Source organism: Streptacidiphilus jeojiense (assembly GCF_000719095.1).
In the GTDB taxonomy this organism is placed as follows: Bacteria; Actinomycetota; Actinomycetes; order Streptomycetales; family Streptomycetaceae; genus Streptacidiphilus; species Streptacidiphilus jeojiensis.
In genome coordinates, this window is sequence record NZ_JOEH01000041.1 from 1 (window position 1) to 20938 (window position 20938).

13 protein-coding genes are annotated in these 20938 nt (G+C 73.3%); 7 read left to right on the forward strand and 6 right to left on the reverse strand.

All coding sequences use genetic code 11. The features are described 5' to 3' along the window. On the reverse strand, positions 1-94 hold a 94-nt coding region (locus IF29_RS49130), incomplete at its 3' end, for a glycosyltransferase (protein WP_157624127.1). Between the two features lie 230 nt (positions 95-324). Here IF29_RS49130 and IF29_RS0137270 point away from each other — a divergent pair. After that, a complete protein-coding gene (locus IF29_RS0137270; RefSeq protein ID WP_030265361.1) occupies positions 325-2517 on the forward strand; it encodes a bifunctional glycosyltransferase/CDP-glycerol:glycerophosphate glycerophosphotransferase in 2193 nt (730 codons plus the stop codon). 159 nt (positions 2518-2676) lie between these two features. Beyond that, a complete protein-coding gene (locus tag IF29_RS0137275; protein WP_157624128.1) occupies positions 2677-5100 on the forward strand; it encodes a CDP-glycerol glycerophosphotransferase family protein in 2424 nt (807 codons plus the stop codon). A gap of 42 nt (positions 5101-5142) precedes the next feature. On the opposite strand, the gene IF29_RS0137280 is transcribed toward IF29_RS0137275, so the two are convergent. Together IF29_RS0137280 and IF29_RS0137285 are read right to left on the reverse strand one after the other, a co-directional pair. Beyond that, a complete protein-coding gene (locus IF29_RS0137280; RefSeq protein ID WP_030265366.1) occupies positions 5143-6063 on the reverse strand; it encodes a class I SAM-dependent methyltransferase in 921 nt (306 codons plus the stop codon). Positions 6064-6199: 136 nt separating this feature from the next. Next, positions 6200-8515 carry a bifunctional glycosyltransferase/CDP-glycerol:glycerophosphate glycerophosphotransferase gene (locus IF29_RS0137285; protein WP_051726534.1) on the reverse strand — a complete coding sequence of 772 codons (2316 nt, stop codon included), beginning with the start codon at positions 8513-8515 and terminating at the stop codon, positions 6200-6202. A gap of 242 nt (positions 8516-8757) precedes the next feature. Between IF29_RS0137285 and IF29_RS0137290 the strand changes: the two genes are divergently transcribed. After that, a complete protein-coding gene (locus IF29_RS0137290; protein WP_030265372.1) occupies positions 8758-12297 on the forward strand; it encodes a bifunctional glycosyltransferase/CDP-glycerol:glycerophosphate glycerophosphotransferase in 3540 nt (1179 codons plus the stop codon). A gap of 13 nt (positions 12298-12310) precedes the next feature. On the opposite strand, the gene IF29_RS0137295 is transcribed toward IF29_RS0137290, so the two are convergent. Together IF29_RS0137295 and IF29_RS0137300 are read right to left on the reverse strand one after the other, a co-directional pair. Next, the gene (locus IF29_RS0137295) at positions 12311-13570 is read right to left on the reverse strand and encodes a hypothetical protein (RefSeq protein WP_063757707.1); all 1260 of its coding nucleotides are present in this window, start codon (positions 13568-13570) and stop codon (positions 12311-12313) included. 75 nt (positions 13571-13645) lie between these two features. After that, positions 13646-15127 carry a hypothetical protein gene (locus IF29_RS0137300; RefSeq protein ID WP_051726536.1) on the reverse strand — a complete coding sequence of 494 codons (1482 nt, stop codon included), beginning with the start codon at positions 15125-15127 and terminating at the stop codon, positions 13646-13648. A gap of 291 nt (positions 15128-15418) precedes the next feature. Here IF29_RS0137300 and IF29_RS0137305 point away from each other — a divergent pair, with 291 nt between their 5' ends. Beyond that, positions 15419-16831: a bifunctional glycosyltransferase/class I SAM-dependent methyltransferase gene (locus IF29_RS0137305; protein WP_051726537.1), complete on the forward strand. Its 1413-nt coding sequence runs from the start codon at positions 15419-15421 to the stop codon at positions 16829-16831. Between the two features lie 97 nt (positions 16832-16928). Here IF29_RS0137305 and IF29_RS0137310 read toward each other — a convergent pair whose 3' ends face one another. Next, positions 16929-17459 (reverse strand): phosphatase PAP2 family protein, encoded by a 531-nt coding sequence (locus tag IF29_RS0137310; protein ID WP_051726538.1) that lies wholly within the window; start codon positions 17457-17459, stop codon positions 16929-16931. A gap of 110 nt (positions 17460-17569) precedes the next feature. Here IF29_RS0137310 and IF29_RS0137315 point away from each other — a divergent pair, with 110 nt between their 5' ends. The 3 genes from IF29_RS0137315 to IF29_RS0137325 are packed head-to-tail and all read left to right on the forward strand — an operon-like array spanning position 17570 to position 20877. Then, positions 17570-18976 carry a decaprenylphosphoryl-beta-D-ribose oxidase gene (locus tag IF29_RS0137315; RefSeq protein ID WP_051726539.1) on the forward strand — a complete coding sequence of 469 codons (1407 nt, stop codon included), beginning with the start codon at positions 17570-17572 and terminating at the stop codon, positions 18974-18976. Positions 18977-19005: 29 nt separating this feature from the next. Beyond that, complete coding sequence (locus tag IF29_RS0137320; RefSeq protein WP_030265386.1) at positions 19006-19761, forward strand: decaprenylphospho-beta-D-erythro-pentofuranosid-2-ulose 2-reductase; 756 nt, start codon at positions 19006-19008, stop codon at positions 19759-19761. A gap of 24 nt (positions 19762-19785) precedes the next feature. Continuing rightward, positions 19786-20877 (forward strand): YihY/virulence factor BrkB family protein, encoded by a 1092-nt coding sequence (locus IF29_RS0137325; protein WP_063757703.1) that lies wholly within the window; start codon positions 19786-19788, stop codon positions 20875-20877. The last annotated feature ends 61 nt before the right edge of the window (positions 20878-20938 follow it).

Below are 20938 nucleotides of genomic sequence, written 5' to 3' on the forward strand. Positions count from 1 at the left end.
CGTCGAAGGTCTGGGCGGCCAGGGACGCCAGGCACTCCTCCAGGTAGAGCTCGACGTTGTAGATCGGGACGACCACGGAGAGGCGGGGGGCCATGAGGTGCGGCGGGCCTTTCTGCGACTGGGGGCGCGGTGGATGTGTTTGACAGCTGATCGTATCCACCTATGGCCCTTCACCCTATCTGTCCGGATGGTGAACGGCACCCGCCGTCGGGGTGGACGGGCCCAAGAAAACGGTAAGCCGTCACCCCGTCGCGAAGGGCCCGACAAGCCGGTCCACGGCTGATCAGAGACGGTTCCGGGGGGTGAACGCTACTGTGGTCCACCATGCCCCGGTTCAGCATCATCGTGCCCGCCTACCAGGTCCAGTCCTACCTCGGCGCCTGCCTGGACTCCGTCCTCGAACAGTCCTACCGGGACTTCGAGCTGATCGGTGTCGACGACCGCTCGCCGGACGGCTGCGGCGAGATCCTCGACGGCTACGCGGCCCGGGACGAGCGGGTCCGGGTGCTGCACCTGCCCGAGAACGTGGGCCTGGGCCGGGCCAGGAACGCCGGGATCGAGGCGGCCGGCGGCGAGTACCTGATCTTCCTCGACGGCGACGACACCTTCACCGAGGGGTCGCTCCGGGCGATTGCCGACCGGCTCGACGCCACCGGCGAGCCCGAGGTACTGGTGTACGACTACGCCCGCACCTACTGGGACGGCCGCGCGGTGCGCAGCCGCGACGGTGCGGCCGGAGCGTTCCGGACCGGTCAGGACCGGGCCGACGTCTTCACCGCCGCGGAGCGCGAGGACGTCCTCAACCTGCTGATGGTGGTCTGGAACAAGGCCTACCGCAGGGACTTCGTCGAGCGGAACGCCTTCCGCTTCCCGGCCGGGTACTACGAGGACACCCCCTGGACCTATCCGGTGATGCTGACGGCGGCCACCATCGCCACGCTCGACCGGGTGGTGGTCCACTACCGGCAGCGCCGGCAGGGCGGCAACATCCTGGCCACGGTCAGCCGCAGGCACTTCGACATCTTCGCCCAGTACGACCTGGTGTTCGACTACGTCCAGGAGCGTCCCGAGCTGCACCGCTGGCTGCCGCTGCTGCACGCCCGGATGGTCGACCACCTGCGCACCGTCGGCAACCACCCGGACCGGGTGCCGGCCGAGGCGCGCAGGGAGTTCCACGAGCGCGCCGCCGAGGCCGAGAGCCGGCACCGGCCGGAGGGCGCCCCGGCCCGGACCGTGGCCGGCGACTGGAGGCACGGTCCGCTGGGCCGGCTGGCCAGGACCGCGGGCCGGACCGTGAACGAGGTCGGCCCGAAGGCCGGTCGGGCAGTGGCCCAGGGCCTGCTGACGACCTATCAGGCCGCCCAGCGGAGGCTGCCGCTGGATCGGCAGCTGGCCCTGTTCTCCTCCCACGGGTACCGGCCGCCGGCCTGCAACCCGGCGGCGATCCAGGCCAAGCTGCGGGAGCTGGCCCCGGGGATCAAGGCGGTCTGGGTGGTCGATCCGGAGTACCGCGAGGACGTCCCCGAGGGGCTGGCCGTGGTGTCGCCCGGCTCCCGCGAGTACCGGGAGGCGGCCTCCCGAGCGACCTGGTCGGTCAGCAACGTGCCCTTCGACGACAGCGCGCCCAAGCGCCAGGGCATGGTCTACCTGCAGACCCACTGCGGCACCCCGGTCAAGCGGATGGGCACCGACCTGCGCGACTACCCGGCCGCCGGCTCCTCGCTCCGCTTCAACGAGATGCTGCGACGGGTCGACGACTGGGACTACAGCCTCAGCGCCAACCACTACTCCTCGCAGGTGTGGGAGCGGGTCTACCCCTCGGACTACCGGACCCTGGAGTACGGCTACCCGCGCAACGACGTCTACGCCACGGCCGGCGCCGCCGAGGTGCTGGCCGCCCGCGAGGAGCTCGGCGTCAAGCCCGGTCAGACGGTGCTGCTGTACGCGCCGACCACGCGCGAGTACCGCGCCAGCTACCGGCCCGGACTCGACCCGGCCGGGCTGGTCCGTGCGCTGGGGCCGGACCACGTGCTGCTGTACCGGGCGCACTTCTTGTCGGAGCACGAGCCGGTCGAGGCACCCGGGGTGATCGACGTGACCGCGTACCCCTCGGTGGAGCGGCTGGCCCTCGCCGCCGACGCGCTGATCACCGACTACTCGTCGCTGATGGTCGACTACGCCAACCTGGACCGGCCGATCATCCTCTTCGCCGACGACCGCGAGGTCTACCGGCAGACCAGGGGCACCTATCTGGACCTCTTCTCGGGCCGCCCCGGACAGACCCCCGGCGCCACCGCGGGCACCGAGCAGGAGCTGACCGAGCTGCTCCGCTCCGGGGAGTGGCGCTCCGGCGCCAACGACGAGCTGCGTGGCGCCTTCCGTGAGCGCTTCTGCGCCTTCGACGACGGCCGGGCGGCGGAGCGGGTGGTCCGGACCGTCTTCCTGGGCGAGGCCACCCCGCTGCCGGTGGTCCCACTGGCGGAGCGGACCACCGCACCGAGGCCCGAGGAGCTGTAGATCGGCCACTACATGGACTTCATATGTACGGCACATGTACTGGGTAAGAATCTCTGATACTTTCCCGGGATGCTTCCCGATGGAGACGATCACCGCCGCGGGCCTGTCCTGGACAGCGCCCGCCGCATCCCGGCCCAGGCGCGAGCGCTGCCCCGACGTGTGGCGCGCCGTCTCCTGAGGGCCGGTCTGCCGCCCCTCAACGCCCAGTTGCTGGCTGCGGACTGGCAGGACGGGAAGCTGCGGCTGCGCGGATACGCCTATCTCCGCGACCTGCCGGCCGGATCCCGCGGCGGTGAGGTCAGGGGCGCCTGGCTGCGCAGCGGCCGCACCCGGCTGCTGAAGGTAAGACTGCGGACGGTGCCGGAGCCGGAGGCGACCATCCGCTCCAAGCAGCGGCGGCACAGCTACGACCGGTCCGGGTTCGAGGCCGTGGTCGATCCGCGGCAGCTGTTCGGCGACGCCGCGCGGACCAGCTGGCGGCTGTCGCTGGCGATCGCCGTCCCCGGGCTGCTGCGGCACGGCGGGGTCGGCACCGCCGAGGCGCCAGCAGCCCCGGCGCCCTACCGGCTGGACGACGGGACCCGGGTGGTGCCGGTCTTCGAGCGGGGCTCGCTGGTGCTGCACGCGGAGCGTCCGGGGGTGGTCCTGGACGGGCTGCAGGAATCAGAAGAAACGATTCTGCTCCGGGGTACGGTGCTGGACCCCGCGCTGAAGGGTCCGCTGGAACTGCGGGTCAACCGGCCCCGGGGCGCCGCCGACCTCAGCTTCCCGGTGGAGTCCGACGGGACCGCCTTCACCGTCGAGCTCCCGTTGAGCGCGTTCCAGGCGCCGGCCGAGGCGGAGCGGACCGCCCAGGAGCAGTACGGCGTCCGGCTGGTCGGCGCCAACGGTCCCGACCTGCCGATCGACGCCACCGGGGTGGCGCCCCACAGTCGCCACCCGGTCCCCGGGACCGGGGGCCGCCGCGAGCTGTGCATCACCACCGGCCCCTTCGGCGACCTGCTGCTGTGCGACCAGGAGCCGCGGGTCTCCGTCGACTCGGCGCGCTGGAGCGAGGACGGCGAGGTGCTGCTGGACGGACGCTTCGGCTCGCTCCTGGACCAGCCGTTGGAGCTGATCGCCCAGCACAGCGGAAGCCGGGAGGAGGTCGCCTTCCCGGTGGTCCGCGACGGCGACCGGATCCACGGCCGGCTGCGGCCCGACGACATCGCGAGCGCGGGCGGCTCCTTCCCGCTCGGCGAGGGCAACTGGTACTTCTTCCTCCGCGAGAAGGACGGGGACGGGACCGCCCCGCTGCACGCCCTGCGCCTCGCCCCGGCGCAGCACCCCTCGGTCCCCGCGGCCCGCACCGCCCCCGACGGCCGGGTGTTCACCCTGCAGCGCCGCTTCCACGACCAACTGCTGCTGGTCTCGGGATCCGTGCTGGCCCAGGACGAGCGCGGCGGCTACAACGCCGAACAGCTCCAGGCCCGCTACCGGGCCGACCGCACCCGGCCGCTGCTGCCCGCCGTGCTCTACAGCAGCTTCGACGGCCGGCAGTACTCCGACTCGCCCCGGGCGGTCCACGAGGAACTGCGTGACCGGGGCGCCGCCCTGGAGCACGTCTGGGCGGTCAGGGACGGTCAGGCCAAGGTCCCCGAGACCGTCGGCACCGTGCCGCACGGCAGCGCCGCCTGGCACGAGGCGCTGGCCCGGTCCAGCCACATCGTCACCAACACCCAGCTGCCGGAGTGGTTCGAGCGCCGGGAGGGCCAGTTCGTGGTGCAGACCTGGCACGGCACCCCGCTGAAGCGCATCGGCATGGACCTGGCCGGCACCGCTGAGGCCAACGCCGAGTACATAGCCTCCATCCCGGCGCGCTCCCGGCAGTGGAGCGTGCTGCTCACCCCCAACCGCTTCAGCACCCCGCACCTCAAGCGCTCCTTCGGCTACCGGGGCGAGGTGCTGGAGAGCGGCTACCCGCGCAGCGACCGCTTCCACGGCGCCGACCGGTCCAAGATCGCCGCCCAGGTCAAGGCGGAGCTGGGGATCCCCGAGGGGAAGCGGGTCGTGCTGTACGCGCCCACCTGGCGCGACGACCGGCGCCGCGGCGGCGGACGCTACGAGCTCGACATGCAGTTCGACCTCGCGGAGGCCGGGAAGGCCCTCGGGGACAGCACCGTGGTCCTGCTGCGCCGCCACTACCTGGTCACCGACCGGCTGCCGGGCGGGCACGACGGCTTCGTGCTGGACGTCTCCCGCTACCAGGACGTCGCCGAGCTGATGCTCGTCAGCGACGTCCTGGTGACCGACTACTCCTCACTGATGTTCGACTTCGCCCAGACCGGCCGTCCGATCCTGTTCCACGTCCACGACCTGGAGCACTACCGGGACACCCTGCGCGGGTTCTGCTTCGACTTCGAGGCCACCGCCCCGGGGCCGCTGCTCCGCGACACGGCCGCGCTGGTGCAGGCGCTGCGCGACCCCGAGGCGGCCACCGCCGACCACGCCGAGGCGTACCGGGCGTTCCGCGAGTGCTTCTGCGATCTGGACGACGGCCGGGCCGCGGCGCGGGTGGTCGACCGGATGCTGGAGCACGGCTGAGAGCCGTGCTCCATGGGTCCGTGATCCGGGACGTCCGGTCCGTCAGCCGCTGCGCCGGCGGCGGCGGACCACGGCCCGGGTGACCACCGGCGGGAGCCAGTCCGCGGCCAGCCGCTTCAGCCGGGCCGAGGACTGCGGTGCCCGGGCGGCGTCGCCCCGCTGCTCCCCGGTCCGCGCGGCCGCCTGCGCCTCGCCGTGGAACCGGGACAGCGGGAAGGCCGGCGGCTCGCCCTTCCCCCACATCTGGATGAAGTCCTCGCCGGCGAGGCTGTGGTCGGCCGATCCGCGGTCCGGCCACTGCGCCAGCGCGCTCCGCAGCGCCGTCCTGGCCGGCTCGGGGTCGCCCCAGGTGCCGTAGAACTTCTGCGGGGAGACGCAGATCGGATGCAGCCCGTGGTCCAGCACGGCCTGCCAGACGGCGGCGGCCACCCCGGGGGTGTGCTCGGTGCGGTAGTCGTCGAGCACGACCACGCCGTCCGGCAGCAGGACCTCCCTGGCCACCTGGATGTCGCCGACCACGTGCTCGTACAGGTGCGAGGCGTCCACGTGCACGAACCGGCAACTGCCGGCCGGGACCCGGCCGTCGGCCAGTGCCGAGGTCGGGGCCTGGATGATCTCCGGCAGCGTGTCGTGGAACGCCAGGTAGTTCTGCTCGAAGCGGACCCTGCTGAGCGTGGACTGGTAGAAGTCGGCCACTTCGGCGCCGTTGGCCTCGTCGTCCGCGACCTCCGAGTCGAAGAGGTCACAGACCGTCAACTTCTCGTCGGGGTGCAGGTAGTGGCCCAGCAGGACGGCGCTCTTCCCCAGGTATACGCCGAGTTCGAGCAGGTCGCCGTGGACCTCCCGCTGGAAGTCGCCGAGGAACCAGTCGAAGAGGACGCGGTCGTTGGCGAAGAACCAGCCGGGTATGTCGTCCAGCCGTTCCGGGCGGGGCGCCTTGGGCTGCGCGGTCTGGGAGGGCACAGCGGGGGAGGGTGCGGTGGCAGAGGACACTCTGGAGACTCCGAGAGGTGGGGGTGGCTGCTCGGGTGGTACGGCTTCCCTGCCGCGCGACCCTACCCCCGATCCACTGCATATGGACAGGTTCTTCACGGCATGCTCACTGATGGGCCCTGGTGTCCGTCCTGGCGTCCATGGCGGCGGCGCCGGAGCGGTCGCCCTGCCGGCCGATCACCGCGGCCTCCTCGGCGACCAGCCGCTGCGCCTCCCGGGGGGAGGGGGCGTGCGCCCGGCCCGCGAGCGGGAGCACCGGGGGGACCTCCTGCCCGCCCAGGAACAGGGTGCGGACCACCCGCTCCGCGGCCAGGCCGTCGTCGTGGGTGCAGAAGCGCTCGCGGAACGCCGCGCGCAGGCCGGCCGAGTGCCCGCTGTCCCAGGCGCCGGAGCGGAAGGCGTGCGCCAGGGTGTCCTCGTCCGCGGTGACCAGGCCCGGGGTCTCCCCGGGGCGGCCGGACAGCAGGTCGAAGTAGACCCCGCGGGTCTCCCGGTACACCTCCCAGTCCGGGGCGTGCACGACGATCGGCCGGTCCAGGTCGGCGTAGTCGAAGAGGATCGACGAGTAGTCGGTGACCAGGGCGTCGGCGGCCAGCATCAGCTCCTCCACGCAGGGGTGCAGCGACACGTCGCGCACCAGTCCGCGCCGCTGCAGGTCGCTGAGCACGGCGTCCTCGCCGTAGAAGTAGTGCGCCCGCACCAGCAGGGTGAAGCCCTCGCCCAGGGCCCGGCAGAGCCTGGCGAGGTCCAGCTGCAGCCGGAACTCCCGCTGGTGGTCCCGGTGCGTGGGCGCGTAGAGGATCGCCGTGGTGCCGGCCGGGATGCCCAGCTCCGCCCTGACCCGCAGCACCTCGGCGGCGTCGGCGGTGGCCAGCACGTCGTTGCGCGGATAGCCGGCCTCCAGGCTCTCGAAGGTGCCGGGGAAGACCCGGTCCCACACCTCGGTGGAGTGCCGGTTGGAGGACAGGCTGAAGTCCCACTGGCCGACCATGCCCATCAGTCGGTTCCAGTTGACCTTGGCGGAGCAGGCCGGGTGGTCCAGCTGGTCCAGGCCCATCTTCTTCAGCGGCGTCCCGTGATGGGTCATCAGGAAGCGCTGCCCGGGGCGCTTGGGGTGGACCAGGCCCAGGCCCGAGTTGGTCACCAGCCAGCCGGCCCTGGTGACGTACCACCAGAACTTCGGGGACCGCAGCAGGACGTGGTCGGTGCCCGGGGGCACCGTCTCGGCGCCCTTCTGGGTCAGCACCCACACGCCCCGCACGCCGGGCGCGAGCTGCCTGGCCCGGGCGTGGATCGCGCCCGGGTTGCTGCCGGTGGAGGCGCCCCAGTAGGAGCAGTACAGGGCCAGGTCGCGGCGGATCGGCAGCATCCCGCCGACCCGCCGGGCGACCTTGACCGCCTGGCCGGTGGCCCGTCGGCCGATCCGCTCGCGGCTCTCCAGCAGGCGCTTCCGGGCGCGGTCGAGCGCCTGGCCGGCCAGGAACGCCGGGCGTGAACCGGTCAGCACGCCACGGGCCCGCAGGCCGCCGAGGCCCGGCAGCCCGCCGGCGGTGAAGCGGCGCCAGCGGGCGCAGCTGTCGGCGGCGGCCCGGAAGAAGGCGGCGGTCTCGGAGCGGGACGCGGAGCCGGGGCGGGCCAGCTCGTCCAGCACGGTGCGCACCATCCGCTCCAGGACCAGCCGGGCCAGCGCCGGGTCGCCCTGGACCCGGGTGAGCAGTTCCTCGAAGCCCTTCAGCGACGCCGGGTCGCAGCGGCGCTCGGTGGCCGGGACCCGCGGGTCCCGCTGCACCCGGCGCACCAGGCACAGCTCGGGGGTGGTGGCGACGGTCTCGGCGTCCAGCAGCGAGCGGTAGGCGAAGACCGGTTCCGGGTCGGCGCCGGGGAACGGGCCGGGTCCGTTGGGGGCGCAGAAGTCCCGGCGCAGCACCCGGTTGGCGCGCAGCGGCGGCAGCCGCAGCAGGGCCGGCCGGGCGGCCGGTCCCGCGGTCCCGCCGTCGTCCGACCGGCTCGGCGGCACCACGCCCCTGAGCTGCTGCGGCCGCCCCTGCCAGTCGTCCGTCCGGTGCGCGAACACCAGCACCTGCGGGTCCTTCGCGGCGGTGAGGGCGCGGTCCAGCACCTCCAGGGCGTGCGGGGTGAGCACGTCGTCGGCGGACAGCAGCAGCAGGTACTCGCCCGAGGCCCGGTCCGCGCCCAGGCGCAGCGCGGCGTCCTCGTCACCGGTCCGACGGGACGTCAGCAGCAGCACCCGGGGGTCCAGCCGGGTGAACTCGGTGGCGATGGCCGCGGTGTGGTCGGTCGAACCGGCGTCCACCACGATCAGCTGCACTTCGCCGAAGGACTGCGAGAGCACGGACTCCAGACAGGTCCTGAGGTGCCGTTGGGCATTGCGGGCCGGGACGATGATGCTGAAGCGGGGCATGGGATTCCGTCGTGTCGAGGGCCAGGCGGGGCACGGCTGGGCCGGTGGGTGGCGTCACGGCCTGCATCGACAGCGGAACGTAGTGATCTGGTAACAATCTGTCAAGTCCGCTGCGCCGTCCATGCGGTGGGCCCGGATTCACCTGAACGGGCGAGGGCGGGTGACCTTCTTCCGGGCGCCCGGGTTGGAGGTCCAACCGGGGATTCCCCGGGTTCCCGCCCCGCCCGGAACAGGTTGCCGCCATGTCACCCCAACTCAGCGTCATCGTGCCCGTCTTCAATGTGCGGGACTACCTCGCGGACTGCCTGGACTCGATCGCCGCCCAGACCATGGCCGACCTCGAGGTGGTGCTGGTGGACGACGGCTCCACCGACGGCAGCACCGCGATCGCCGAGCGGTACGCGGCCGCCGACCCGCGGTTCCGGCTGGTGCGCAAGGAGAACGGCGGCCTCGGCAGCGCCCGCAACCTGGGCGTCCGCTCGGTCCATCCGGACAGCAGGTACCTGGGCTTCGTCGACAGCGACGACGTCCTGCCCAGGGGCGCGTACCAGTACCTGTACGAGGCGCTGGAGCAGAGCGGCTCCGACCTGGCGACCGGCAACGTGTACCGGCTGCAGGCGGACCGGCGGGTGCAGAACCACCAGCACGCGAATCTGCGGAAGACGGTGCTGGGCACCCACGTCAGCCGGGAGCCGTGGCTGCTCACCGACCGGATCGCCTGCAACAAGCTGTTCCGCCGGGAGTTCTGGGACCGGCACCGGCTGGCCTTCCCGGAGGGGGTCCTCTACGAGGACATCTCGCTGACCGTGCCCGCGCACTTCCTGGCGGAGGCGGTGGACGTGGTGCACCGGCACGTCTACTACTGGCGGATCAGGAGCGGCTCCATCACCCAGCGCTCGGCCGAGGCGCAGGGCGCCAGGGACCGCATCGAGGCGGTCAACCGCACCAGCCGCTTCCTCGCCGAGCGCTCCCCGGGCCACCAGCGGGCCTTCGAGCAGCAGACCCTCTCCTACGACTTCCGCTTCCTGATGGACGCCTTCCCGCAGGCCGGCGAGGAGTACCGGGACGCGGTGGTGGAGGGCGCCGCGGCCTTCGCCGAACGGCTGGATCCGGAGGCCTTCGACGGGCTGCCGGTCGACCTGCGGGCCAAGTGGGAGCTGATCCGCGGCCGCAGGACGGCGGAACTGCTCGACCTGATGCTGCTGGAGCAGCGCAGCCGCAACGGCTTCGAGGTCGCCGGGACGGTCCGGCGCAGGGCGGTCTACCGCACCGGTTCGGGCGAGCCGATCGCGCTCCCGGCCCGGGCAGCGGCCCTGCGCCCCGACGAACTGCCGCTGCAGGCGCGGCTGGAGGAGGTGCGCTGGACGCCCGAGGGCCGGCTGGAACTGCACGGCTGCGCCTACGTCGACAACCTTCCGGCCGGCTCCGCGCTCGGTTCGCTCCGCACCGCTGTGCTGACCGGGCCGGACCGGCGCCGGACGCTGCTCCCGCTGCGCGCTCGGCTGTCGGTGGCCGCCGGACGGGGCTCCCGGCAGGAGCTCCACGACCACGGCGGCGCCGGCTTCCTGCTCTCCGTCGACCCGGAGCGGCTCAAGCGCGGCGGCCGTTGGCGGGCCGGGACCTGGATGCTGCGGATCGTGCTGGGCCGTCCCGGGCTGCTGCGGCACTCACCGCTGCGGGCGGCCGGAGGCAACACCGACTTCACCCGGATCCGGCCGCTGGACCCGGACACCCTGCTGCGGATCGGCTTCGACAAGGGCGCGCTGACGCTCAGGGTCGAGGAGGTCCAGGCCAGGATCGACGGCCACCGGCTGGTGGACGGCCGCCTGGAGATCACCGGCCGGGTCCGCGGGCAGCACCGGCCGGTCAGCCTGACCGTCCATCAGAAGAACTCCTCGGAGCAGGTGGAGGCACCGGTCGTGAGCGGGGAGGCGGAGGCCGGGTGGCGTCCCTTCACGGCGGCCCTGCCACTGGACGCGATCGCCGCGGTCCCTCCGGCGACCGAGGACGGCCCGCGCGAGCTGGCACCGAGGTCGGTCGACGGATGGTGGTCCCGGCTGGTCACCGAGGACGGGGCGCAGCTGGTCGTCACGGCCCTGCCGGAGCTGCCGGCCCGCAGCTACCCGCTGCCGCCGGGGCCGGCCGGACCGGACCCGCGACTCGGCGACGAACTGCGGCTCCTCGCGGGCACCGAGGGCCAGTTGGTGCTGGAGCGGACCCGGCGCCCCACCGCCGACCGGATCGCCTGGACGCCCGAGGGGCGGCTGGAGATCGCTGGAACGCTGCCCGGGGACGCCGGGCCGATGGAGCTGGTGCTGCGTCACAGCGGGCTGCACCAGGAGGTCTCCGCCCCGCTGGAGCACACGGACGGGAGCTTCACCGCCTCCCTGGACCCGGCCGCCCACCCCGGGCTCGGCGGTGCGCACCCGCTGCGCGAGGGCCACTGGTACGGCTTCCTGCGCCGGCCCGGAGCTGACAGCAGGGACGGCGAGCTGTCGCTGCGGCTGGCGACCGCCGTCCAGACCGCCCTCCCGCTGGACCGGCCCGGCGCGGCCGGGCGGCCGTTCGCGGTGATCGCCTGCTACCGGGACATGTTCGTGCTGAACTCCGGTGCCGCGCCCGGCTTCGAGGGGCAGAGCCCGTACCGGGCCCGGCAGCTGGCCCGGCAGGCCTACCCCGCCGCGCGCCGGCTGCCGCTGCGCGAGGCGGTGCTCTACAGCAGCTTCGACGGGCGGCAGTACGGGGACGCGCCGCGCGCCGTCCACGAGGAACTGCTGGGCCGGGGCCGCGAACTGCAGCACCTGTGGACGGTGGACGACGAGCAGGTGGTGCTGCCGCCGTCGGCCCGGGCCGTCGCACTGGGCGGGCCGCAGTGGCACGAGGCGCTGGCCACCTGCCGCTACCTGGTCACCAATACCCAGCTCCCGCCCTGGTTCCGACGCCGGGAGGGCCAGACCGTGGTGCAGTGCGGCACCGGGGTCCCGGTCAAGCGCACCGGTCTGCAGCTGCGGGGTTCGGTCTACGCCGACCACAGCCGGCTGGCGGACCTCGCCGAGCAGGCGGCGCAGTGGAGCCTGCTGCTGGCGCCGAACCGGTCCGGCGCGGCCGCCCTGGGCCGGGCCTGGGACTACCGGGGCGAGATCCTGAGCGACTGCTCCCCGCGCACCGACCTGCTGCACGCCGAGGACCGGGAGAAGCTCGCCGAGGCGCTGCGGCACCGGCTTGACCTGCCCGAGGACCGGCGGACGGTGCTGTTCGCGCCCACCTTCCGGGACCACCGGGCGGTCTCCGGACGGCCGCCGCGCTACGACTTCGCCCCGGGCCTGGACCTGACCGGGTTCGCCGAGTCCCTCGGCGACGGCCACCGGGTGCTGGTGCGCCGTCACCCCGACACCGTCGCCTCGTTCCCGATCGGCGGAGCGGTCACCGACGTCAGCGGGTACCCGGACGCGCTGGAACTGCTGCTGGTCGCCGACGTCCTGGTCACCGACTACTCGTCGCTGGCGGTCGACTTCTGCCGGACCGGGAGGCCGGTGCTGTTCTTCACCCCGGACCTGGACCAGTACCGGGACTCGGTCCGCGGCCTGGAGATCGACCTGCCCCGGCACGCCCCGGGCCCGCTGCTGGAGACCCAGGACGCGCTGGTGCAGGCCGTGTTGGACCTGGACGCGGTGGCCGCCGCCCACGCCGAGCGCTACGCCGGCTTCCGCGAGGCCCACTGCGGCGCCCTCGACGCCGAGGGCGCCCGCCGCGCGGTCGACCGGATGCTGACCCTCGGCTGAGCCGTTCTGTCGCTCACCGAAGTTGAGCGGTGTGCTCCGGTTCGGGCATCGGCGCACCCGCCCCGGCGTCCGGCCTGGGCTGTGGCAGCACCGTGCTCCGGGCCTGCCACACCTGCCAGGCCCCGTAGCCGATCCCCAGCCCGAGCACGGCCCAGGTGAGCAGTCCGAGGAACAGCTCGCCGTCGCTCCACCGGGTGACATGGACCCGGTACCAGGGGAAGCCCCCGCTCCAGCGGGTGTAGATCAGCACCAGCAGCGAACCGCCGAGGGCGTTGTACCAGAGCCCCGGCCACAGGCCGACCACCAGCATCGCGGGTGCGGCCCAGGCCAGGTACTGCACGCCGCTGGCCGTCGACAGGAACAGCAGCGCGGAGACGGTGAGCCCGGTGATCGCCGGCAGCTCCCCGGGGCGCTTCCAGGCCAGCCCCGCGCCGAACGCCATGACCAGCGCGACCACCGGCAGATGGCCGCTGCCGTAGAGGAAGTCCAGCACCGGCTTCGGTACCCCGAGCCAGTGCCCGGCCTGCAGCAGGCCCCACTGCCGGTCGCCGCCGCCCTGGTACTCCAGCACGTTGCGCAGCAGCCCGCGCGGTGCCAGCACCAGCGCCGGCCCCCACAGCACGGCCAGGGTGGCCAGCAGGCCGGCCAGGAAGCGCCGCGCGGTGCCCGGACCGATCCTGAAAGCCCCCACCAGCAGCAGCGGCAGGGCGACCACCGGCGGGAGCTTGACGCTGACCGCCAGCGCCGCAGCGACCCCGGCCCAGACCGGCGAACCGAGGTCGGCCAGCAGCAGTACCGAGGCCAGCGCGAACATGACGCACAGTGAGTCGGTGTTGCCGTGGTAGGCGGACACGGTGACCAGCACCGGGCTGGCGGAGACCGCCACCGAGCAGCCCAGCGCGGTCAGCAGCCGCTGCCGCCGCCGTACCAGCTCGAAGACCACGACGGCGGAGCAGAGGTCGCCGACGCAGGGCGGGATCCGGATCAGTGTGGTGAAGGCGATGCCGTGCCGGGTCAGATGTCCCAGCAGCAGCAGGACCCAGCCGGTCAACGGAGGGTGGTTGTAGACGGGGAGGCCGTGCGGAAGTCGTGTGCCGTAGACCCGGTAGGGGCCCACCCGGACGATCGCCTTGCTGAATCCGTGGAAGAACTGCGCGTCGGCGGAGCCGACGGTGTGCGCCGCGATGTCCAGTTTCAGCAGGAAGGCGGTCAGCGCGACGGCGACGGCCGCGCCCCGGGCCAGCCGCAGCGGGTGCGACCTCAGAAAGTTCATGTCCAGGACCAACGACCCGGTCGGCGCTCCGGCACCGTTCCCGGCGGACGGACCATCAGTTCGGGTGACGGGTCATCAGCCCGCCCCGACCTCCGCCGGGGTGGGCGACGGTACGGCGGCCCGGATCTCCGGTCCCGCCGAGGCGTGGTCGGCGCGGGTGCGCCGCCGCTCCGCGTAGCCGCTCGCGACCAGCACCAGGGCGACGGTCCCGGAGAGCGCGGGCCAGTACAGGTAGCGGAAGTTGGACTCGGGCGCCGTGGGCAGGTAGGCGAGGATGTACACCAGCGAGCTGGCCCCGATCAGCCGCAGCTCCCTGCGGTGGCGGCCGGGCCAACTGCGGCGCAGCACCAGCACCAGCGAGACGGCCAGCCAGAACCAGCCCTGGAACAGCATCGGCAGGTCGCGGACCGAACCGGTCACGTAGTTCTGCAGGGCGGCCCGCAGCGTCTGGTTGGGCGGTGTCCGCTCCGCGATCGCGGGCAGCAGGCTGTTGTGCGGGGTGCCGTTCCAGAAGGTCTGGTTGCTCTGGAAGAGCAGCTTGCTGAAGACCTGGACCCGGTAGGCGAGGTACCCCCGCCAGTGCTTCGGCATCTGCTGGGCCTCCATCCGGACCAGCACGCCGGCGTTCCGGCTCAGTTCCATCAGGTCGAAGGGACCCTTGCGCGGATAGCACTCCAGGTACGCGTCGGAGGTGATGTGGCGCCTCCGGCAGTCGATGTCGGCGGCGACCATCCGGTCGCGGAAGTCCGCGCTCCCGCCGGCCTGTTCGGCGGCGGCGCGCACCTGGGCCGGGGTGAGCACATGGACCAGGTCGTCCACCGGGATCACCGCGTACACCTTGGTGGCCAGCGGGTGGGTGGCCGCGGACACCCCGAGGCTGCCGGCGACGGTGACCACGAGGAGGACCCCGGTGGCGACCAGCCAGCGGCGGCGGCCCGGGGCCGGCCACGCCGCCGGCACCAGCAGCGCGAAGACCGGGAGCACGGCGGGGAACCCGTTCTTCCGGACCAGGCCGGCGTAGACGATGAACAGCACGCCGAGCACCACCAGGGCCCAGCGGGTCCCGGTCCGGCCCTCCGGCAGCTCGCGCGCGGTGAGCGCGATGGCGAGGGCGGCCAGGAGCGCGTACGCCAGGTGCACGTCCTTCCACACCACGCCGGTGAAGTTCATGATCTGCGGCGCCAGGCCGACGGCGAGCACCGCCAGCGAGAGGCCGCGACTGCCGGTCCCCTTCCAGACCAGCCGGGCCAGGACCCACAGCGATCCCCAGAGCACGGCGGTCTGCAGGTCGGCCATGGCCGCGAGGGACCCTGTGGTGCGGATCAGGATCCGCCACAGCAGGGCCAGCACCGGCGGGTGCCAGTCGCTCACCGGCTGGTTCCCGAGCGCCTGCGACAGCTGGTAGGCGCTGTCCGCGCTGAGGTATCCGGGGTGGAAGACGACGGCCACGGCGCAGCCGCAGCAGGTCGCGACCGCGGCCAGGCACCACGGCCAGAGCGCACCGCGCCGCCAAGCGGCGCGCACCGCGGCGGTCAGTCGGCAGATGGTTCTGGGCATGGGGGCGGAGACCTTTCAGCGACGGGCGGGGACCACCTCGACCCGGTGAACTGCCCGGTACCGCACGGGGTTGCGCGCTCCGCCGCGACGCCACCCGAATGTGCGGACCCGCCGTCAGTCGTTGGGGTGACGCTGTGGAACGGGCCGAAGGGCGAAGGCGCAGGCAGGGCGGATAAGTATGACGTTCCCCGGCGATTGGGCGGAGTCGCCGTCACGGCGGCGTCGATACGCTGTGCGGATTCCCCAATTCCTGGCCCCTGTTCAATTCGCCGTCCGCAGCTGGAGAATCCCATGCCGCAGCCCACTCGCCCAACCGCTCCGAGAATCGGCGTCCTGGTCGTCGCCTACAATGCGGAGAACACCCTGGCGAAGACGCTCCAACGCATCCCGGCGGAGTTTCGGGCCCGTATCGCCGAGATCCTGGTGATGGACGACGCCAGCCACGACGCCACCTTCCTGGCCGGCTGGCGCTGGTCCCAGCAGGAGGACGCGCCGCCCACCGTGGTCATGCGGCACACCAAGAACCTGGGCTACGGCGGCAACCAGAACGCGGTGTTCGGCTCCCGGATGATGGACTCGGGCGGGGCCAGGCGCGGTGGAATGCCCGCGTACAAGTGGCTCGGCAACCGGGTGCTGACGAAGATCGAGAACTCCCTGCTGGGCACCTCGCTGACGGAGTTCCACTCCGGCTACCGCGCCTATCGGGTCGACGCGCTGCGGGACCTGCTGATCGACCGCAACACGGACGCCTTCGACTTCGACACCCAGATCATCGTGCAGCTGATCGACGCCGGGAAGCGCATCGTGGAGGTGCCGATCCCCACCTACTACGGGGACGAGATCTGCTACGTCAACGGCCTCAAGTACGCCAAGGACGTGGTCAAGGACGTGCTGGAGTACCGGCTCGCGATGAAGGGCTTCGGCAGCTGCCCCTGGGTGCCCAAGGCCGAGGAGTACGCCTTCAAGGCCGGGGACGGTTCCTCGCACGCGGAGATCCTGGCGATGCTGTCCGGGCTGGCGCCGATGAACGTGCTGGACCTCGGCTGCTCCGGCGGGCTCTTCGCCGAGCAGGTGCGCAAGCAGGGCCACACGGTCACCGGCGTCGACTACATCGAGGTGCCGGGCGTCCGCGAGCGCACCGACCGGTTCCTGCTGGCCGACCTCAACCAGGGGCTGCCGCCCGGCCTCACCGGTCCGTTCGACCTGGTGGTCGCCGGGGACGTGGTCGAGCACCTGGTCAACCCCGAGCAACTGCTGCGCCAGGTCCAGCAGGTACTGCGTCCGGGCGGCGAACTGGTGCTCTCGGTCCCCAACTTCGGGCACTGGTACTCACGGCTCCGGGTCGCCCTCGGCGTGTTCGACTACGACCGCCGGGGCATCCTCGACGAGACGCACCTGCGCTTCTTCTCCCGGGCCAGCCTGCGCCGGATGATCCGCAACGCCGGCTACGACCTCCTCGAACTGCGCTCCACCGGGTCCCCGTTCGTGCAGCTCGCCGGTTCGGGCGCGGCGGCCGGGGCGGCCTCGGCGCTGTCCCGGGGGCTGGTCAGGCTGCGGCCCACGATGTTCGGCTACCAGTACGTGGCCAGGCTGACCCCGCACGCCCAGGAGGTCATCACGGCGGGTCAGAGCGCCGGCGTCGACGAGCTGCTGGCCGCGCAGGCGCGCCGCGGGGACGAGGTCGCGGCCGGACAGCGGAGCTGATCGGCGCGGCAGCGGACGCGGTCCCCGCCGCCCGGCAGCGGGGACCGTCGTAACGGAGGCAACGGAGCCGGCGGAGCCACCGGAGCCGAAAGGGCCGTCAGCGGGTCGCCCGCGCCCAGCGTCGGCCGAGGGCCGCCGCGCCGGCGCCGAGTCCCGCCCCGGCCAGCACGTCTGACGGATAGTGCACCCCGACGGCGAGCCGCGCCGCACACACCGCCGAGGCCAGCAGCGCGGTCGGCGCCGTGGGCAGCAGCCCCTGGAAGGCGATCACCGCGGCCGCCGACGAGGTGGCGTGCGAGCTGGGGAAGCTGTGCTGCCCGGCGGTGGCCGCCAGCGGCTCCAGGCCGTCCGGCAGCTCCGGGCGCGGGCGGCGGACCAGCCGCTTCACCCCCATGCTGGCCAGGTGCGCCCCGGCGACCACGGCCGTGGACCGCAGCCAGACGCCGCGCCGTTCGCGGTCCAGCGCCGCCCCGGTCAGCCCGGCGACCAGCCAGACCGCGCCGTGCTCGCCGGACCAGGAGAGAGCGCGGCCCGCGGCGGCGACGGCGGGCCGTTCGGCGAGTCGCCGGGCGGCCAGCACGGTGCGCAGGTCGGGGCCGCCGGAGGGCGGGTTGTCCCAGAGGGCCATGGTGGTTCTCTTCCGGTCGGTCTGCTTCTGCCTCCCCGCTAACCACCCGATGCGGTGAGAAGTCACGAATGTGGTCGGTATCAACCGAAAGGGGCGGTACGTTCTTGCCCATGCAAGGACCTGACGCACCGCCGTCCGACGCACCGTTGCCAGCGGCACCGCCGTCCGAGGTACTGGTCGCCCTCTCCGGCTGGGGCCGTACCGCGCCCACCGGCGCCCGGGTGACCTCCCCGGCCACCACCGAGGCGGTCGTCGCCGCGCTGCGGGCGGCGGGGGAGCGCGGGGTGGTCGCACGCGGGCTCGGGCGCTCCTACGGGGACGCCGCGCAGAACGCCGGCGGCTCGGTCCTGGACATGACCGCGCTCAGCGCGATCCGCTCCATCGACGCGCGGCGCGGGATCGTCGACTGCGAGTCGGGCGTCAGCCTGGACCGGCTGATGCGACTGCTGCTGCCGCTGGGCTGGTTCGTCCCGGTCACCCCCGGAACCCGGCAGGTCACCGTGGGCGGCGCGATCGGCGCCGACGTCCACGGCAAGAACCACCATGTCAGCGGCGGTTTCAGCCGCCACGTCCGGTCGCTGGAGCTGCTCACCGCGGACGGCCGGGTGCGCACGCTCACCCCGGCCGACGACCCCGAGCTGTTCTGGGCCACCGCCGGCGGCATGGGGCTGACCGGGGTGGTGCTCTCGGCGCAGATCCAACTGCTGGCCGTGCAGACCTCGTTGATCAGCGTGGACACCGAACGGGCGGTCGACCTCGACGATCTGATGGCCCGTCTGGACGCCACCGACCACCGCTACCGCTACTCGGTCGCCTGGATCGACCTGCTGGCCCGGGGCGCCTCGCTGGGCCGCGCGGTGCTCACCCGGGGCGACCACGCCCCGTTGGACCAGCTCGGCCCGCGGCAGCTGCGCTCGCCGCTCGGTTTCCGCACCGCCGGCCTCCCCGCAGTGCCGCGCGGCATCCCCGGCGGGCTGCTGAGCGCGGCCACCGTCGGTGCCTTCAACGAGTTCTGGTACCGCCGGGCGCCGCGCGAACGGCGTGGACAGCTGCAGTCCATCCCCACCTTCTTCCACCCCCTCGACGGGCTGCCCGAGTGGAACCGGATCTACGGCCCGGGCGGCTTCCTGCAGTACCAGTTCGTGGTCCCCTACGGCGAGGAGGCCGCGCTGCGGCGGATCGTCGAGACCATCGCCCGGCACCGCTGCCCGGCCTTCCTCGCGGTGCTCAAGCGCTTCGGCGAGGGCGACCCCGGCTGGCTGTCCTTCCCGTCCCCGGGCTGGACCCTGGCCCTGGACATCCCCGCCGGGCTGCCCGGACTCGGCCGGCTGCTGGACGGCCTGGACCAGGAGGTGCTGGCCGCCGGCGGCCGGGTCTACCTCGCCAAGGACTCCCGGCTGCGGCCGGACGCCCTGGCGCCGATGTACCCCAGGCTGGACGACTTCCGCGCCCTGCGGGCCCGGATCGACCCCGGGAACCGCTTCACCTCCGACCTCGCCCGCCGCCTCAGTCTGTAGGACTGCAGAACCCAGAAGGTGACCCGACCATGAAGAACGCCCTGGGCCAGCCCCAGTCCCTGCTGCTGCTCGGCGGCTCCTCCGAGATCGGCCTGGCCACCGCCCGCCGGCTGGTCCAGGGCCGCACCCGGCGGGTCCACCTCGCCGGGCGCCCCTCGCCGGCGCTCACCGCCGCCGCCGCCGAACTCACCGCGATGGGCGCCGAGGTCAGCGTCCACGACTTCGACGCCGCCGCCCTGGACACCCATGAGACGGTGCTGGGCAAGGTCTTCGCCGAGGGCGACATCGACGCCGTGCTGCTCGCCTTCGGCGTCCTCGGCGACCAGCTGAAGGACGAGCAGGACCCGATGGCCGCCGCCGCCGTCGGCCAGGTCAACTACCTGGGCGCGGTCACCTCCGCACTGGTCAGCGCGCAGGCGCTGCGCCGCCAGGGCCACGGCTCGCTGATCGTGCTGTCCTCGGTCGCGGGGGAGCGGGCCCGCCGGGCCAACTTCATCTACGGCTCCACCAAGGCCGGTCTTGACGCCTTCGCCCAGGGCCTCGGCGACTCGCTGCAGGGCACCGGGGTGCACGTGATGGTGGTCCGCCCCGGCTTCGTCAGGGGCCGGATGACCGAGGGCCGGCCGGAGGCGCCGATGGCCACCACCCCGGAGGCGGTCGCCGAGGCGATCCTGGTCGGACTGCAGCGCGGCAGCGAGACGGTGTGGGCGCCCGGGGCGCTCCGGGTGGTGATGTCCGGGGTGCGGCACCTGCCGCGTCCGGTGTACCGCCGGCTCGCCGTCTGACCGGCCGTCAGGACCGCTGACGCCATGGACTGGCTGACCCGGCTGCCGGTGCTCGGACCGCTCGCCGCGCGGGTGTTGCGGAGCCGTCCCTACCTGGTCTTCGAGCACGTCAACGAGGTCGGCTCGAACCGGCTCGCCGGCGCGGTCACCTTCTTCGGCTTCCTGGCCCTGTTCCCGCTGCTCACCGTGGCCATGGCGATCGCGGCGGCCACCCTCAGCAGCGGCCGGGTGCAGAGCATCCAGGACGCCATCACCCGGCAGCTGCCCTCACTGGCGGACTCGCTGGACCTGGACTCGCTGGTCCGCAACGCCGGGACGGTGGGGGTGATCGGCGGGGCGCTGCTGCTGGTCTCCGGCCTGGGCTGGGTCGACACCACCCGGGTGTCCATCCGCACGGTGTGGCGGCTGCCGATCGAGCCGGGCAACGCGGTGCTGCGCAAGGCCCTGGACGTCGGGGTGCTGATCGGCCTTGGCGCGGTCGCCGCGGTGTCCATCGCCGCCTCCGCGGCGACCTCGGCGCTGACCGGACGGCTGGCCGGCTGGCTCGGCGTCGACCACCAGTCCTGGGGCCGGTGGCTGCTGTCGGCGGCGAGCTTCGTGATCGCGGTGGGCGCCGACACCCTGATGTTCGCCTACCTGCTGGTCGGCCTGCCGCGGATCGGCGACCAGCGCCGACGCACCGTCGTCGAGGGCGCGCTGCTCGGCGCGGTCGGCTTCGAACTGCTGAAGCAGCTGCTCACGGCCTACCTCAGCAATGTCGCCGCCAAGAGCATGTACGGCGCCTTCGGCACCCCGGTGGCGCTGCTGCTGTGGATCAACTTCATCTTCCGCTGGCTCTTCTTCTGCGTCGCCTGGACCGCCACCGACGACCCGGAGGCCGCCCGGTCCCGCGCCCGCGCCCGAGCAGCAGAAGCCTGGACCGAAGCGGGCGGCACCGGGACGCCCGGCGACCCGGCTGGCGATCCGCTCGGCGAACCTTCCGCGCCGGCCGAGACGTCGGCAGCGCCGCCGCGCTCCCGTCCGGCGGCCCTGGCCACCGCCTTCGGCCTGGGCGCGGCGAGCGGTTCGGCCCTGCGTCGGCTGCGGCGCCGGTTCCAGGTCCGCCGCAGCCGCTGACCGCTCGGTCTGGCAGGGTTGCTTCCCGCGAGCGCGAGCACGAGCGGGGAGGCGGTGGTCC

Coding starts and splice junctions, on each gene's coding strand:
- IF29_RS0137305 (WP_051726537.1), top strand. CDS start 15,419: ATGCCGCAGCCCACTCGCCCAACCGCTCCGAGAATCGGCGTCCTGGTC.
- IF29_RS0137320 (WP_030265386.1), top strand. CDS start 19,006: ATGAAGAACGCCCTGGGCCAGCCCCAGTCCCTGCTGCTGCTCGGCGGC.
- IF29_RS0137295 (WP_063757707.1), bottom strand. CDS start 13,570: ATGAACTTTCTGAGGTCGCACCCGCTGCGGCTGGCCCGGGGCGCGGCC.
- IF29_RS0137290 (WP_030265372.1), top strand. CDS start 8,758: ATGTCACCCCAACTCAGCGTCATCGTGCCCGTCTTCAATGTGCGGGAC.
- IF29_RS0137325 (WP_063757703.1), top strand. CDS start 19,786: ATGGACTGGCTGACCCGGCTGCCGGTGCTCGGACCGCTCGCCGCGCGG.
- IF29_RS0137310 (WP_051726538.1), bottom strand. CDS start 17,459: ATGGCCCTCTGGGACAACCCGCCCTCCGGCGGCCCCGACCTGCGCACC.
- IF29_RS0137315 (WP_051726539.1), top strand. CDS start 17,570: ATGCAAGGACCTGACGCACCGCCGTCCGACGCACCGTTGCCAGCGGCA.
- IF29_RS0137300 (WP_051726536.1), bottom strand. CDS start 15,127: ATGCCCAGAACCATCTGCCGACTGACCGCCGCGGTGCGCGCCGCTTGG.
- IF29_RS0137285 (WP_051726534.1), bottom strand. CDS start 8,515: ATGCCCCGCTTCAGCATCATCGTCCCGGCCCGCAATGCCCAACGGCAC.
- IF29_RS0137270 (WP_030265361.1), top strand. CDS start 325: ATGCCCCGGTTCAGCATCATCGTGCCCGCCTACCAGGTCCAGTCCTAC.